General features: G+C 33.6%; 14 protein-coding genes. 11 read left to right on the forward strand and 3 right to left on the reverse strand.

Annotated features, from left to right (window positions below; translation table 11 throughout):
- Positions 1-50: 50 nt before the first annotated feature.
- The 9 genes from BUR17_RS00415 to BUR17_RS00455 all read left to right on the forward strand — a co-directional run bounded on the left by BUR17_RS00415 (position 51) and on the right by BUR17_RS00455 (position 10,447).
- Positions 51-509 carry a DoxX family protein gene (locus BUR17_RS00415; RefSeq protein WP_074228045.1) on the forward strand — a complete coding sequence of 153 codons (459 nt, stop codon included), beginning with the start codon at positions 51-53 and terminating at the stop codon, positions 507-509.
- A gap of 121 nt (positions 510-630) precedes the next feature.
- Complete coding sequence (gene purB / locus BUR17_RS00420; RefSeq protein WP_074228046.1) at positions 631-2,058, forward strand: adenylosuccinate lyase; 1,428 nt, start codon at positions 631-633, stop codon at positions 2,056-2,058.
- Positions 2,059-2,116: 58 nt separating this feature from the next.
- On the forward strand, positions 2,117-3,079 hold the full coding sequence (locus BUR17_RS00425; RefSeq protein WP_074228047.1) for a WG repeat-containing protein: 963 nt from the start codon (positions 2,117-2,119) through the stop codon (positions 3,077-3,079).
- A gap of 29 nt (positions 3,080-3,108) precedes the next feature.
- Positions 3,109-6,807: a phosphoribosylformylglycinamidine synthase gene (locus BUR17_RS00430; protein WP_074228048.1), complete on the forward strand. Its 3,699-nt coding sequence runs from the start codon at positions 3,109-3,111 to the stop codon at positions 6,805-6,807.
- A gap of 192 nt (positions 6,808-6,999) precedes the next feature.
- The gene (locus tag BUR17_RS00435) at positions 7,000-7,572 is read left to right on the forward strand and encodes an RNA polymerase sigma factor (RefSeq protein ID WP_084550302.1); all 573 of its coding nucleotides are present in this window, start codon (positions 7,000-7,002) and stop codon (positions 7,570-7,572) included.
- Positions 7,556-8,398, forward strand: coding sequence for a HEAT repeat domain-containing protein (locus BUR17_RS00440; RefSeq protein WP_074228050.1), 843 nt, complete (start codon positions 7,556-7,558; stop codon positions 8,396-8,398). The genes BUR17_RS00435 and BUR17_RS00440 overlap by 17 nt, the downstream gene beginning before the upstream one ends.
- 133 nt (positions 8,399-8,531) lie before the next feature.
- Complete coding sequence (locus BUR17_RS00445; protein ID WP_143747496.1) at positions 8,532-9,329, forward strand: DUF4097 family beta strand repeat-containing protein; 798 nt, start codon at positions 8,532-8,534, stop codon at positions 9,327-9,329.
- Entirely contained in the window at positions 9,326-10,048 is a 723-nt protein-coding gene (locus BUR17_RS00450) for a DUF4097 family beta strand repeat-containing protein (RefSeq protein ID WP_074228052.1), read from the forward strand. The genes BUR17_RS00445 and BUR17_RS00450 overlap by 4 nt, the downstream gene beginning before the upstream one ends.
- A gap of 15 nt (positions 10,049-10,063) precedes the next feature.
- Positions 10,064-10,447: a ribonuclease inhibitor gene (locus tag BUR17_RS00455; protein WP_074228053.1), complete on the forward strand. Its 384-nt coding sequence runs from the start codon at positions 10,064-10,066 to the stop codon at positions 10,445-10,447.
- A gap of 107 nt (positions 10,448-10,554) precedes the next feature.
- Here the strand turns inward: BUR17_RS00455 and BUR17_RS00460 are convergent, their stop codons facing one another.
- On the reverse strand, positions 10,555-10,911 hold the full coding sequence (locus BUR17_RS00460; protein WP_074228054.1) for a diacylglycerol kinase family protein: 357 nt from the start codon (positions 10,909-10,911) through the stop codon (positions 10,555-10,557).
- A 76-nt stretch (positions 10,912-10,987) separates the two neighbouring features.
- Here BUR17_RS00460 and BUR17_RS00465 point away from each other — a divergent pair, with 76 nt between their 5' ends.
- On the forward strand, positions 10,988-11,602 hold the full coding sequence (locus BUR17_RS00465) for a hypothetical protein (protein ID WP_143747497.1): 615 nt from the start codon (positions 10,988-10,990) through the stop codon (positions 11,600-11,602).
- Between the two features lie 83 nt (positions 11,603-11,685).
- Positions 11,686-12,816 carry a DNA polymerase III subunit beta gene (gene dnaN, locus BUR17_RS00470; RefSeq protein ID WP_074228056.1) on the forward strand — a complete coding sequence of 377 codons (1,131 nt, stop codon included), beginning with the start codon at positions 11,686-11,688 and terminating at the stop codon, positions 12,814-12,816.
- Between the two features lie 115 nt (positions 12,817-12,931).
- Here dnaN and BUR17_RS20530 read toward each other — a convergent pair whose 3' ends face one another.
- Both BUR17_RS20530 and BUR17_RS20885 read right to left on the reverse strand, forming a co-directional pair.
- On the reverse strand, positions 12,932-13,381 hold the full coding sequence (locus BUR17_RS20530; RefSeq protein ID WP_143747498.1) for a hypothetical protein: 450 nt from the start codon (positions 13,379-13,381) through the stop codon (positions 12,932-12,934).
- Between the two features lie 281 nt (positions 13,382-13,662).
- Complete coding sequence (locus BUR17_RS20885; RefSeq protein ID WP_084550313.1) at positions 13,663-14,394, reverse strand: hypothetical protein; 732 nt, start codon at positions 14,392-14,394, stop codon at positions 13,663-13,665.
- Positions 14,395-14,451 lie beyond the last annotated feature (57 nt).

Consider the following 14,451-nt stretch of genomic DNA (forward strand, 5'->3'; position numbering starts at 1 on the left):
ACCTGTGAGATTTGCGGGAATTTAGTATGAATTAATTTTAATCAAGCAACATGAAATTACTGGCAATCCTTTTTATTACATTCGTTTTAGCTCTACTTGGAACAAAAATTTTCCAGGGAAATTGGAATCTTGTATTTTCAGGAAATCTCGGAATGGCAGTTTTTATGCTATTCACAGGCTTTGCTCATTTTAAATTCCAGAAAGGAATGGCTTTAATGATTCCTGAGTTTATTCCGGCAAAAATGTTTTGGGTTTATTTTACAGGTGTAATTGAAATTGCCGCGGCAATTGGTTTAATGATTCCTTCAATTCGTGAGATTACTTCAATGTTGTTAATTATCTTTTTTGTGTTAATATTTATTGCAAATATCGATTCATCAAGAAAAAAAGTCAATATTTTTAAAGCAAATTATTCAGGTCCTGGAATGGCTTATTTGTATAAAGAAAGAATTCCCATGCAGATTATTTTAATAGCTTGGACTTGGTTTTTTGGAATTTACCTGAACTGAAAATGAGTTTTAAATCGGTTAAAATAACTTTGATGTAAACAAAATTTAAAACCAACATCACAATTTTTCTCTCTCACCGAAAATCCTTATTTTTGCATATCTAAAAAGTAAAAGTAAAGAAATGAATTCCTACAAAAATCCATTGGAAGAGCGCTACTCCAGTGAAGAAATGTTATTTAACTTTTCTCATAACAACAAATTCCAGAATTGGAGAAAGCTTTGGATCGCCCTTGCTGAAATCGAAAAAGACCTTGGACTTGACATCACAGACGAGCAAATCGCTGAGTTGAAAGCCAATGCAGAAAATATCGATTATGAAGTAGCTGCAGCTTACGAGAAAAAATTTCGTCATGATGTGATGGCTCACGTTCACGCTTATGGTGACGTTGCGCCTTCTGCAAAAGGAATTATCCACTTGGGAGCAACTTCGGCGTTTGTAGGAGACAATACAGATTTAATTCAAATCCGTGACGGACTTTTAATTTTAAAGAAAAAGTTGGTTAACGTAATGAAAAATCTTTCTGATTTTGCTATTCAATACAAAGATTTACCGACTTTAGGATTTACACACTTCCAGCCAGCTCAGTTAACAACTGTTGGAAAAAGAGCAACACTTTGGTTACAAAGTTTGGTCCTAGACATTGAAGAGCTTGATTTCTTCCTAGAAACTCTACGTTTCAGAGGAGTAAAAGGAACTACAGGAACTGCAGCAAGTTTCCTAGAGCTTTTTAACGGCGATTATTCTAAAGTAAAACATTTAGATAAAGAATTATCAAAAAGATTCGGTTTCGAAAAAGTTTTCGGAGTTTCAGGTCAGACTTACGATAGAAAAATCGATGCTAAAGTAGTGGCTTTATTAGGAAATATCGCTCAATCTGCACATAAATTTACAAACGATTTACGTCTTCTTCAGAATTTGAAAGAAATTGAAGAACCATTCGAGAAAAACCAAATCGGTTCATCTGCAATGGCTTACAAGCGTAATCCAATGAGAAGCGAAAGAATCGGAGCTTTAGCAAAATACGTTATGTCTTTAACGACTAGTTCTGCAATGGTGGCTTCAACACAATGGTTTGAAAGAACTTTAGATGATTCTGCAAACAAGAGATTAACAATTCCTCAGGCGTTTTTAGCTGTTGATGCGATTCTATTGATTTGGAACAACATCATGAACGGAATCGTGGTGTATCCAAACAGAATCAACAAGCATATTATGGAAGAACTTCCTTTCATGGCGACAGAATATATCATCATGGAAGAAGTAAAAGCTGGTGGAGATCGTCAGGAAATTCACGAAGTGATCAGAGTTCATTCTATGGAAGCGTCTAAGAAAGTGAAAGAAGAAGGTAAAGAAAACGACCTTATCGAAAGAATCTTAAATGACGATTCATTAAAACTAGATAAATCAAAATTAAAAGAAGTTCTTGATCCTAAAAATTTCATTGGTTTTGCACCAATTCAGACGGAAGAATTCATTGCCAATGAAGTTCAACCGATCATTGACGCAAACAAAGACTTGATAGGATTAGAAGCCGATCTTAAAGTATAAATTGATATGCAGTCTTTTTGGGCTGCATATTTTATTTTTAACTAAATCAAATTGATTAATGAAAAAAATACTTTTAGCCATTTTATTAATGCCAATGCTTTCTTTTTCTCAGGAAAAGGAAGTTTTGAAGTATTTTAAATCAAAAGATTCGCTGGTTGGAGTTAAAAATCAAAACGGCAAAATTATCGTTCCTGCGCAGTTCAGGGTTTTTTCTTATTTGGAAGACGGAGAACTAGTAAAAGGAGAAACGATCTATTTTGATGGTTTTAAAAATGATGAAAAGCCCGGAAAAAATGAATGGGGTTATGTCTACGACAAAAAAGGAAATTTTCTATACAAACCTTTCTTTTATGATAACGGAGCAGATTATTTCTCTGAAGGAGTAAGAAGGTTTGTCAAAAACGGGAAAGTTGGGTTTGTAGACCGAAACGGAAAGATTATCATTAATCCTGAACATGATTTTGCATCACCATTTAATTACGGCTATGCAGCTTTTTGCGACGGTTGCGATTGGGAAAAAACCGATGACGAACACAAATCAATAGTCGGTGGAACTTGGGGAGTGATGAATTTTAAAGGAGAAATCGTAAAACCAATCTCAAAATCTGAAAATGCTATTGAAGTTGACGGAAAATATTTTTCAAATCCATTCAAATACAATGAAAAAGAGAAGACTATTCTTCAGTTTTTCGAAAAACAAAATAAAAAGCTTTCAGAGTTGTATTATGTAAATCATTACAACAAATTATCTGAAAATGAAAAAAAACTATTCTTTGAAATCGTGGAAAGACCGAAAGAAAATTTTCCGTTTTATCAGGTCAATACATACGATTACGGAAGAATAGAAACAGGATCTTGGTTTGATTTCAAATTCTTAATCTCAGAAAACGGTAAAAATGTTTTTGCACTGGATTATGATGAAGAAAAAATTCCTTTTGAAAAATGGCTTGAAAATCAAAAGATAGAAGCTGAACAATTTCAAAAAGAAAATCCGGATAATCCGAATAAATTAAGTAAATAAGTCTAATAATATTTAATATCTGACATCTAATGTCTAATAACAAAAGAATTTTCGTAGAAAAAAGAGGTATTTTCGATGTAGAAAGTCCAAAGATTTTTGATGAAGTAAAAGCGGTTGTTCCGTCTATCCAAAGCGTAAAAGTGTATAACGTTTACGATATTTTTGGATTAAACGATGGTGAATTCGAAAAAGTAGTAAACAGTACTTTCGTAGATCCGGTTACTGATATTTTAATCGAAGAAAACCCTGCGCAGGGAATTTATTTCGCATTAGAATTTTTACCGGGACAATACGATCAGCGTGCTGATTCTGCGCAACAGTGTATCGCTTTACTGACTGAAAATGAGAAGTCTAAAGTAAGAAGCGGTAAACTTATCGAGTTTGAAGGAGTTTCTGAATCTGATTTAGTTAAGATCAAAGATCTTTTAATCAATAAAGTAGAATCTCAGGAGAAAGATCTATCAACTTTAAATATTCCTGCGGAAGAAATGCCGTCAAAAGTGATTGTTCATGAAGGTTTTATCAATTTTGATGATGCCCAACTTGAAGAATTTTTTAACGATCACGGTTTTGCTTTAGGATTGGATGATTTGAAATTCATTCAGGAATATTTTAAAACTGAACAGAGAAATCCTACGGAAACTGAACTTAAAGTTTTAGACACGTATTGGAGTGACCATTGTCGTCACACAACGTTTGAAACGGAATTGTCAAATATTGAATTTGAAGGACAGTTTAAACATACATTGGAAACTATTTTCAATGATTATATCGAAAAAAGAAAGTTCTTAGGGCGCGAATTGAAACCAATCTCTTTAATGGATTTGGCGACTGTTTGCGGAAGATATTTTAGTAAAACCGGAAAGCTTGATAACTTGGTAGTTTCAGACGAAATCAACGCTTGTACAATCCAGATCGAAGCTGAATACGATGGTAAAAAAGAACCTTGGTATTTATTATTCAAAAACGAAACACACAATCACCCAACAGAAATTGAACCTTTTGGTGGAGCTTCAACGTGTTTAGGTGGCGCGATCAGAGACCCTTTGTCTGGACGTTCTTTCGTTTTCCAGGCGATGAGATTAACGGGCGCTGCTGATGTTTTAGAATCGGTTGATAAAACTTTACCAGGGAAATTACCTCAAAAAACAATCACAAAACAGGCTGCCAACGGATATTCTTCTTACGGTAACCAAATCGGTTTGGCAACTACAATGGTTTCTGAGATCTATGACGAAGGCTACAAAGCAAAAAGAATGGAAGTTGGTTTCGTTGCCGGAGCGGTTCCTGTGGATTGGGTAAGACGTGAAAAGCCTGAAGCTGGTGATTCTATCATCATTTTAGGTGGTGCAACAGGTCGTGACGGAGTTGGTGGAGCAAGCGGAAGTTCGAAAGAACAGGACGAAACTTCTATCCACACGATGAGTTCGGAAGTTCAGAAAGGAAATGCGGTTGAAGAACGTAAAATCCAGAGATTATTCAGAAATCCTGAAGTGACGAGACTAATTAAAAAATCGAATGATTTCGGAGCGGGTGGAGTTTCTGTAGCAATCGGTGAGATCGCTGATTCTTTGGAAGTTAATCTTGATGTTTTACCTTTAAAATACGAAGGTTTGAACGGAACCGAGCTTGCTATTTCTGAATCTCAGGAAAGAATGGCAGTTGTGGTTGAACCAAAAGATAAAGAACAGTTCATCAAGTTCTGTGAAGCTGAAAACATTGTAGCTGTTGAAGTGGCGAAAGTAACAGATTCTGGAAGAATGCAAATGTTCTGGAAAGGTGATAAGATTGTTGACCTTTCAAGAGAATTCCTTGATACAAACGGTTGTTCTAAAAATCAGGAAGTTAAGATCACACATCTTAATGAATTGAAAGAAGAAGCACAGACTTTTAACGAAGAAAATTTCTTAAAAATATTAAGTGATAAAAATGTTGCTTCTCAAAAAGGTTTGTTGGAAATGTTCGATTCATCGATTGGTGCGACTACAGTTGCAATGCCTTTAGGTGGAAAATATCAGCAGACTTTGATGGAAGGAAGTGTTCAGACGTTACCAATTTTAGGAGCAAAAGACATCGAAACGGTTTCTTTGGCGAGTTGGGGATTTGATGCTGAAATTTCAAAGCAAAACTCGTTATTAGGAGCTTCTTATGCAGTCGTTGAAAGTGTTGCTAAGATCGTTGCGATGGGTGGCGATTATAAAAATATCAGATTCAGTTTCCAGGAATATTTTGAAAAATTAGGTCAGAATCCAGAAAAATGGGGTAAGCCTTTGGCGTCTCTTTTGGGTGCTTATGATGCTCAAATCAATTTCGGCTTAGCAGCAATTGGAGGGAAAGATTCTATGAGTGGAACATACCAGGATTTGAATGTTCCGCCAACGTTAATTTCTTTCGCTTGTGCTAATGGAGAAAAGAAAAATATCATCTCTCCGGAATTTAAACAAGCAGGAAATAAACTGTATTTCTTTAATCATATTCCACAGGAAAACGGACTTCCAAACTATGATAAATTGAAAGATGTTTACGAACTTATTTTCGAAAATGTCAAAGCTGGAAAAGTGGTTTCTGTGAAGACAATCAAAGAAGGCGGAGTTGCAGTTGCTTTAGCAAAAATGAGTTTCGGAAACAGATTGGGAGCTGAAATAAATATTGTTGATGAGAACGTTTTATTAGCCAAAAATATTGGGAGTTTAATCATCGAAGCAACAGAAGAATTAAGTTCTATTGAACTTCAATTAATAGGTGAGGTTAAAAATTCAAATATTTTGAAAATCAGTAATTTGAATTTTGAAATCGAAAAATTACTTGAAGCAAATACAAAAACTTTTGAAAACCTTTTCTCAACGGTTGAAAAAGAAAAAATCGTGGTTGAATTAGATTCAAAACTGAACTCAATCAACCCAAGAAATATCGTTATAAAAAAACACGGAATTGCTCAACCAAGAGTTTTCGCCCCTGTTTTTCCAGGAACAAATTGTGAGTACGATACATTAAATGCATTCCAAAAAGAAGGTGCAATTGTAAGCAGTTTACCTTTGATCAATATCAATCATCAGTTGCTTGACGAAAGCATCGATGCGTGGGTGGAAGAAATTAAACAGTCACAAATTTTAGCATTCTCCGGAGGGTTTTCTGCAGGTGACGAACCGGACGGTTCTGCTAAGTTTATCGTGAATGTTTTGAAAAACGAAAAGATGAAAAATGCCGTTCACGAATTGCTCGACAGAGACGGAATGATCATCGGAATTTGCAACGGTTTCCAGGCGTTGGTGAAGTCAGGATTGTTGCCTTATGGAAGAATCAAAGATTTGGATGAGAATTCTCCAACCTTGGCTCACAATGCAATCAGAAGACACATTTCTCAGATGGTCAATGTGAAAGTATTAAATGATGAATCGCCTTGGTTGAAAGGAATGAAAGACCAAGTCTTCACAATTCCAATTTCTCACGGTGAAGGTCGTTTTATGGCTTCAGAAGAAGAAATTCAGAAATTGTATGAGAACGGACAGATTGCTACTCAATATTTAGATTTAGATGGAAACATCGCTCACGGAATGCCGTTCAATCCAAATAACTCATTATTCGGAATTGAAGGGATCACAAGTCCGTGTGGTAAGATCTATGGTAGAATGGGGCATCCTGAACGTTTCGCAGAAGGATTAATGAAAAACATTCCAACAGCGAATTATCACAATATCTTTAAAAACGGAGTGGAATACTTTAAATAGCTCATTGAGGCTTATTAAAGGCTAAAATATTTTTAAATAAATAACAAGAAAATGACTGTCATTAATGGCAGTCATTTTTTATTTGAAAACTTTCGATGTTTTTTAAATAAAATCGAAAAAAAATAAAATAAATTGCAACATTCAAGGTGTGATTGCGTCTATTAGATAGAAACGATAAACGACTAATAATTTTTGAAAACAAAAACAGTAAATATCAGTGACAGGGAATTGTTGGAGCTATGCGGTTCCGGAAACAATTCCGGATATTCTCTGCTTTATCAGCGCTATTCTAAGGCTGCTTTCAATTCAATATTTCGTATTGTAAATGATAGGGAAGATGCAGAAGATATTCTTCAGGAGGTTTTCGTGAAAGTATTTTCGGAGATAAAATCTTTAAAAAATACTGACAGTTTCGGAGGGTGGGTTAAGCGAATTGCGATCAATCATTCACTGAATTTCCTCAGAAAAAAGAAAGTCTATTTTGCTGAAATTGAAGATGATAAAATGTTGGATGATAAAGATGATGAACTGGAAGAGAAACTGGCTTTAGAATTCCGTATAGAAGAGCTTCAGAATGCTATCGCAGAGCTTCCGGTGCAAATCAGAACGATTGTGAATCTTCTTCTGTTTGAAGACATGCCACAGGAAGAAATAGCAAAAAGTTTGAATATTCCGGCAGGTACGGTAAGGAGCTATTATCACCGTGCTAAAAAGAAAATTTTTGAAAAACTAACTCAAAAAAGTCAAAATGAAAGATCAGCTTAAAAAATATATTCAAGATCACCGGGAAGAGTTCGATATGCTCGAAGTTCCTGAAGACACGTTTGACAAAATAATGTCAAGACTGAATGAACCAGCCGTTTCTGTGGAAAAAACAATTCCTTTGTTTTCGTGGAAAAAATGGACTGTCGCTGCTTCTATAGCTGTGATTTTCAGTATTGGAAGTTATACTTTGTGGAATCAAAAGGAAAGTGAAAGAACCAGGATTGCAGTTCATGAAAAACTTAAGGAAAACGGAAGTACAGTTGATGTTTTAAATCAAAAAAATGATTTGGAAACTGTGAAAATAGATACTGTAATACAGCAAAATACAGGTAAAGCTTTCACAAAAAATAATTCAGATGATTCACAGAAAATAGTAGAAACTAAAAGTCTTGCTCAGAATGATGATCTTGAGGGCGAAAGTAATTTTGATGAGCTGAAAGCTTTAGAATTGATAAATAATCAGCATTCAGCAAGTTCAAGGTTACGAGGAATAGATTTGCTGAAGAGTTTTTCAGCTTCTGATGAAAAAATTATCAATATTTTATCTGAAAAAGCACTTTCGGATGAAAATACAAATGTAAGATTGGCTGCTGTTGAAGCTTTATCTGTACATATTGAAAATGCAGAGGTTAGTAAAAATATTCGACAGATTTTTCTCAATCAGGATGACCCTATTGTGCAAAAAGAACTTATTGCGATTTTAACTGAGAAAAATCCATCCCAACTTAACAGAGAAGTTAATGCAAAGTTGAAGGAACTTACTCTGGATCCTACAACGGCCGTTTTCGTAAAAGACGAAGCATATGCGGTTTTAATGAGATATTAAAAGCTTTTATATATAAACAAGTAAATTATTTAACAAATTAAACATTATGAAATCGCCATTATTAGAAATTATAAACACGTGTGATGGTACAGCGATAACATATGACAATTAAAAAAACAATAAAAATCTACATATGAAAAAGATATATTTAATCTTATTTGCTTTGATGACACTTTCTGTGCATGCGCAAGATGATGCTGAGCAACCCAACGCTACACAAGAAAGTTCTAAAATGTATAAAATCAAAAAAAGTAAAGGCAAGCTACTCCTTAATTTAGGTAAAGTAACGGTGGAAGGTTACAAGGGGAGCGAAATCATTTTTTCGGTGAAAGGCGAAGATGAGGATGAAGATAAACGTGCCGAAGGGCTGCAAATTGTTAATTCTTTAGGACTTGTAGATAATACAGGACTTGGAATTAATTTAAATGAAAAAGACGGCATATTAGAGGTTAATTCTTTGAAAAAAATGTCTTTTCCGGATGTGAAAATTTTAGTTCCTGAAAACGTTATTATTTCATTTAAACATCAGTCACAATATGGAGGAGATATAGTTTTCAAAAATATTCAGAATGAAATTGAAATTGCGACCACATATAACAATATCAAGCTGGAAAATATTACAGGTCCAGCTACTGTAAAATCTATTTACGGAAAAGTAGAAGCGGTTTTTAGTCAAAATACAAAAGGACCTTTGTCGATTATTTCCGTGTATGGTCTTGCGGATGTTACGCTTCCTAAATCGGTAAAAGCTGATTTGAAAACAACAACTTCTTATGGTGAAATCTATATGTCTCCGGATTTTAAAATTGATGTTGAGAAGAAAGATGGCTTGGTACGTCATGGCGATGAGCTGATTGGAAAAGTGAACGGCGGCGGTACTAATATTGAAGTTCGTTCCGATTACAGTAAAGTTTATTTAAGAGCGAAATGAGAACGGTATTAACTCTTGCAGTGAGTTTGGTTTTCGGTCTTACTGCAGCACAAAAAACGATTAATAAAAGTTTTTCTACAGATAAAAACCAAAAAATATCGTTGAAGTTTGATTATCCCGAATTGATTAAAATCAGCACTTGGGATAAGCCGGAAGTTCAAATCTTGGGAACAGTTAATATTAATGAGAATGAAAGCAATGAAGCTTTTCAGATAAAAGAATCTAAAGAAGGAAATTCTCTGGTTATTGAAGGTAAAATAGCTGAAATGAAGAATATTCCTCATCGAATCAAGGTTGAAAAAGATAATAAAAAACTGATTTTTAAAACCCGTGAAGAGTATCAAAAGTATTGTAAAGAAAATAATGTAACGTTTAATTCGATGAACAATGGCGTTGATGTGGATATCAAATTAGAAATAAAAGTTCCGAAATCTTTAATGACTCAGATAGAATCTCAATATGGCTTGGTTGAAGTGAAAGATTTTGGCGGAACAATCAATGTGAATGCGATATACGGTGGAATTGATGCTACGGTTTTGGATAAAAATGTTGGAAAGCTTTCTGCGGAAACCCATTTTGGACAAATTTATTCAAATTTAGATACCAAATTCACAGGAAAAGATTCGAATGATTTTCGTACTTTAGTTACGGCAACATTTGGAAACGGACCACAATATAATCTGGAATCCAAATACGGAAATATTTATCTAAGAAAATAGTATTGGTAGTACTCAATGAAAAACGAAATTCATCATAAGAAAATGACCGTCATCAATGGCGGTCATTTTTCAGATTTGGAAGGCTTTTACGAAGAAATTTCTCAACTTTTTATGAAAGATGAAGATTGGAAAGTCGGAACTTTAGATGGTTTTGATGATATCTTGTACGGAGTTGAAACAGATATTACTTGGAAAGACTCTCAAAAGTCGAAAGAAGATTTAGGTCTTGATTTAACTAAAAAATTTTATGAAAATAAGATTAAACAAGGGAAACCTTTCAACGTGCAATTGATTCAACAAAAATTAGACGAATTAATTGCCGGAAACGGAAAGACTTTATTTGAAATTTTAATTGAGATCATAGAATCACATCAAAAAATAGAATTGATTTTAGATTGATTTTTAAACACAAATAACACAAAATATCCGTGAAGATCTGAGAGATCTGTGGGAATTAATAGTTTGAATTGAGATTGCTTCGTCGCTTCGCTCCTCGCAATGACTATTTAATTGAAAATATATTTCCAATACACCAAAACTCCTACGATCACAGAAAGTATCGCCATCAAAGTAACGGCTCCCGCAGAAACATCTTTTATAAAGCCAATTCTTTTATCAAATTCAGGTTGAATGATATCGCAAATTTTCTCGATTGCTGTATTGAAAATTTCAGCTGCTAAAACTCCAAAACAAACGATAAGGATGAGAATTGTATCAAAACTTGACAGTTTTAGATAAAAAATCAGAAAAATATTGATGAAAAAGGCGAAAACTTCAAGCTGAAAATTTCTTTCAGATCTAAGCATAAAGAAAATACCTCGAAAAGCATTCAGAAAACTTTTATGAATCGGAGGTTTGCGCATTTTTTTTCTTTTTTACAAATATAGAAAAAAGAGGAGAATTTTAATTTTTCTCTTATCTTTGAGAAATTTAATTTTAATGATGAAAAATGTATTTCTTTTATTAGGTTTAGTGATTTCTACAAGCCTTTTTTCACAGGATTATAAGAAGAAAATTGCTAAATCTTCTTGCGATTGTGTGAAGTCAATTAAGACCGAGGGAAAAAATGGTTCGGCAATAACCTCAGAGCTGGGAGTGTGTATGCTGAAAGCTACAATGCCTTTTTCAAAAGAGATTAAAAGAGATTATAACATTGATCCTACCGCCGATATTATGGACAGCGCGAAAATGGAGCAGCTAGGAATAAAAATGGGAATTCTGATGGCGGAAGAATGTCAGGAAGAGTTTTTGAAAATAGCTCAATATTCTGATGAGGAAGCGGGAGGTAAAGAGTCTTCAGAATTTTTGATAAACGGAACGGTATCTAAAATTGAGAAAGAAAACTTTATTGTTTTCCATGTGGTAGGAGAAAATAAGATGCTGAATAAGCTTTACTGGATTTCATCTGTGGACTCCAATTTAGATTTACCTAAAGAATATCAGACTTTAATGAATAAGAAAGTTAACATCAGTTATTTTACGATGGAGATTTTTGATCCGAAAATTAATGACTACAAAACCCTGAATATTATCTCAACACTTAAAACAGAATAATGATGTTTGTTAATAACTCTCCATATTATTCTTTTCTATCTGTTTTCTATTTATTATATTTGTAGAAACTTATTTTTAAATCTATGAAATTTATTATTTCAAGTGGTGAACTGCAGAAGGCTTTGCAAACTGTAAGTGGCGTAATATCAAGTTCTCAGTCGAGACCGATTTTAGAAAACTATCTTTTTGAACTAAACGAAAACAACGTTACCATTACTGCATCTGATGGCGAAACGACACTTATTACTTCTTTGGAGGTAAAGTCTGACGATTCTGGTAAGTTTGCGGTTCCAGCTAAGATTTTTCAAGATTTTATTAAAACCTATGGCGAACAGCCTCTTACTTTGGTAGTGAAAGATAATGCTGAAAATACAGGAAGTTTGCTTGAAATTTTGGATGAAAAAGATAATTTTGCTGTGGCTTTAGATAACGCAGATGATTATCCTGAGATTCCGGAATTTGATGCTTCTCAAAGTATCACAATGCCTGCAGGAGTTTTGTCTGAAGCTTTAACCAACACACTTTTTGCAACAAGCAATGATTCTCTTCGTCCGGTAATGACAGGAGTTTTGTTCCAGTTTGGGGAAAACGAAACCAATTTTGTTTCTACAGATTCTCACAGATTGGTAGTGTACAAAAGAACAGATTTGATGAATGCCGAACCAATGGAATTCATCATGCCTAAAAAGCCGTTGAATATTTTCAAAAATATTTTAGCAAGCTCAAACGAAGACATTAAAATCGACTTCAACGAGAATATGGCTAAATTTACTTTTGGTAAACATATCTGGATCTGTAGATTAATCGACGGTAAATATCCTAACTATACTGCGGTAATCCCTAAAGAGAACCCGAATGTTTTGACGATCAACAGAAACCTTTTGTTAGGTGCGATTAAGAGAGCGTCGATCATGTCTAATAAATCAACCAATCAGGTAAGATTCAAATTATCTGCAAATATTCTTCACCTTCACGCAGAAGATACAGAATATGCAAACAAAGCAGATATGCAGATTCCTTGTGATTATAATGGTGAAGATATCAACATCGGTTTCAGTTCTAAATTCTTAACAGAAATGTTGGGTATTTTAGGAGCAGATGATATTACAATGAAAATGTCTCAACCCAACAGACCGGGAATCATTGAGCCGCTTGACGGACTTGAAGAAAACGAAAATATCTTAATGCTTTCAATGCCGGTAATCGGATTGTAAGATTAAAAAAATATAAGTGAAAAGGATCTCAAATTTTTGAGATCCTTTTTTTTTGCGGAAGCATTTTGGTTGATTTTAGATATTGAGGTTTCAATCAAAATATGTTATAATAATTTTATTTTTTTTCAATCTTTACCAATCCTTGTCTGGTCGCTAAATAAAGGTTTCCTTTCTCATCAAATGTCATTGTTGAGATGTATGAAGTTGGAATATCTGAGTTTTGATTATGATAATTTTCCCATCCATCTTTTAAGTCGTATCTTATCAATCCTGCTCTGTCGGTTGATATCCAAACTACTTTATCAGTTTTGTCGTAAAGAATACAGTTTGTATGATTAAAAGGCATTCCTGAGTTTTCTGTTGTGTATTGTTTAAATGTTCCGTCATTATTTCTAATTGCAAAACCTTCATTTCTATTTACCTGTCCTTTTTCTTTAGAGTTAAACTCATATAACGTAAAGTATAGATTACCATTTTCATCTTCATCCATTGAGGTAATACATTTGCCTTTTAATATCGTCGAAGAATTTTCAAAATTTATAGCTTTTCCATTTTCATCGATCATTACCGTTCCGCTAAAAGTTCCAATCCAGATTCTGTTTTTAGAATCCCTTTTTGCGAAAGTTACTCTGTCGGAAGGAAATTCTTTAATTTTACTTTTATTGATATTTGACCATTTTCCGTTTTTGAAAATTGTTAATCCTTCATCAGAACAGAAAAATACTTCGCCGGTTTTCGGGTTGTTAATTATTTCATAGGCTCCGTCAATGCCGATTTCTTTAGGATCATATTTTGTCCATTTATCATTATCAAAACTATAAATGTTGTTGGTTGCTGCAACCCATTTTATATTGTCATTATCCGAAGCAAGGGCATAATATGAAAGAATTTTCCTTTATCAGTAATATTTTGCTCTACGTTTTTAAAATCTTTGCCATCAAAAGTGACCAAACTTTCATCTGCAGTTAACCAAATTAATCCACTTTTATCAATTGCAATATGATCATTCATATTGTTTGGAAGATTGGAGTTTTTAGAGTTCCAAGATGTTATCTTATAATTTTTTAAATTTTCGTTTTTATAATTATAAGTTTTATTGAATATTTCAGGATTTGTAGGTCTGTCAAATGATTTTGTAAAAGCTTTGACATCTACTCTTTCTACATTCCCTTTGATTTTGTTTTCGTTGATGGCGAAAATTAAATTAATTGAAGACTTTTCCTCCTTTTTTCCAGCTGTAATTGCAGGTGACCAGTTTTTCAATTTATTTAATTTTTCAATAATCTTTAAAGTAATTGGGTTTTTTGATTGGTCTGTATGGCTTAGAACACAAGCTTTTCCTTTCGAATCAACAAGCATCTGAAATTTAATAACACCTTTTAAGCCTTTTAAATTCAAAGATTCTTGAAGTTCATTTTGTAATTGCAAAAAATTTTGTTCATCATATCCGGCTTTTACATCTCCACAATCCAGGCAAAACTTATCTGTTTTACAGTTGTCTAATTTTACAGGAAAAATATTTTGAGCATTCAGGTTTACTGCGAAAGCAGTCGATAAAATTAAAATTGTTTTTTTCATCTAGTTTAGTTTTCTATTTTGGATGATTAATAATGGCATTCAGTTTTTAATTTTTAT

The organism is Chryseobacterium scophthalmum (genome assembly GCF_900143185.1).
Lineage (GTDB): Bacteria > Bacteroidota > Bacteroidia > Flavobacteriales > Weeksellaceae > Chryseobacterium > Chryseobacterium scophthalmum.

Coding starts and splice junctions, on each gene's coding strand:
- BUR17_RS00425 (WP_074228047.1), top strand. CDS start 2,117: ATGAAAAAAATACTTTTAGCCATTTTATTAATGCCAATGCTTTCTTTT.
- BUR17_RS20885 (WP_084550313.1), bottom strand. CDS start 14,394: ATGAAAAAAACAATTTTAATTTTATCGACTGCTTTCGCAGTAAACCTG.
- BUR17_RS00440 (WP_074228050.1), top strand. CDS start 7,556: ATGAAAGATCAGCTTAAAAAATATATTCAAGATCACCGGGAAGAGTTC.
- BUR17_RS00450 (WP_074228052.1), top strand. CDS start 9,326: ATGAGAACGGTATTAACTCTTGCAGTGAGTTTGGTTTTCGGTCTTACT.
- BUR17_RS20530 (WP_143747498.1), bottom strand. CDS start 13,381: ATGATCGATGAAAATGGAAAAGCTATAAATTTTGAAAATTCTTCGACG.
- BUR17_RS00445 (WP_143747496.1), top strand. CDS start 8,532: ATGAAAAAGATATATTTAATCTTATTTGCTTTGATGACACTTTCTGTG.
- purB (WP_074228046.1), top strand. CDS start 631: ATGAATTCCTACAAAAATCCATTGGAAGAGCGCTACTCCAGTGAAGAA.
- dnaN (WP_074228056.1), top strand. CDS start 11,686: ATGAAATTTATTATTTCAAGTGGTGAACTGCAGAAGGCTTTGCAAACT.
- BUR17_RS00430 (WP_074228048.1), top strand. CDS start 3,109: ATGTCTAATAACAAAAGAATTTTCGTAGAAAAAAGAGGTATTTTCGAT.
- BUR17_RS00460 (WP_074228054.1), bottom strand. CDS start 10,911: ATGCGCAAACCTCCGATTCATAAAAGTTTTCTGAATGCTTTTCGAGGT.
- BUR17_RS00465 (WP_143747497.1), top strand. CDS start 10,988: ATGATGAAAAATGTATTTCTTTTATTAGGTTTAGTGATTTCTACAAGC.
- BUR17_RS00455 (WP_074228053.1), top strand. CDS start 10,064: ATGAAAAACGAAATTCATCATAAGAAAATGACCGTCATCAATGGCGGT.
- BUR17_RS00415 (WP_074228045.1), top strand. CDS start 51: ATGAAATTACTGGCAATCCTTTTTATTACATTCGTTTTAGCTCTACTT.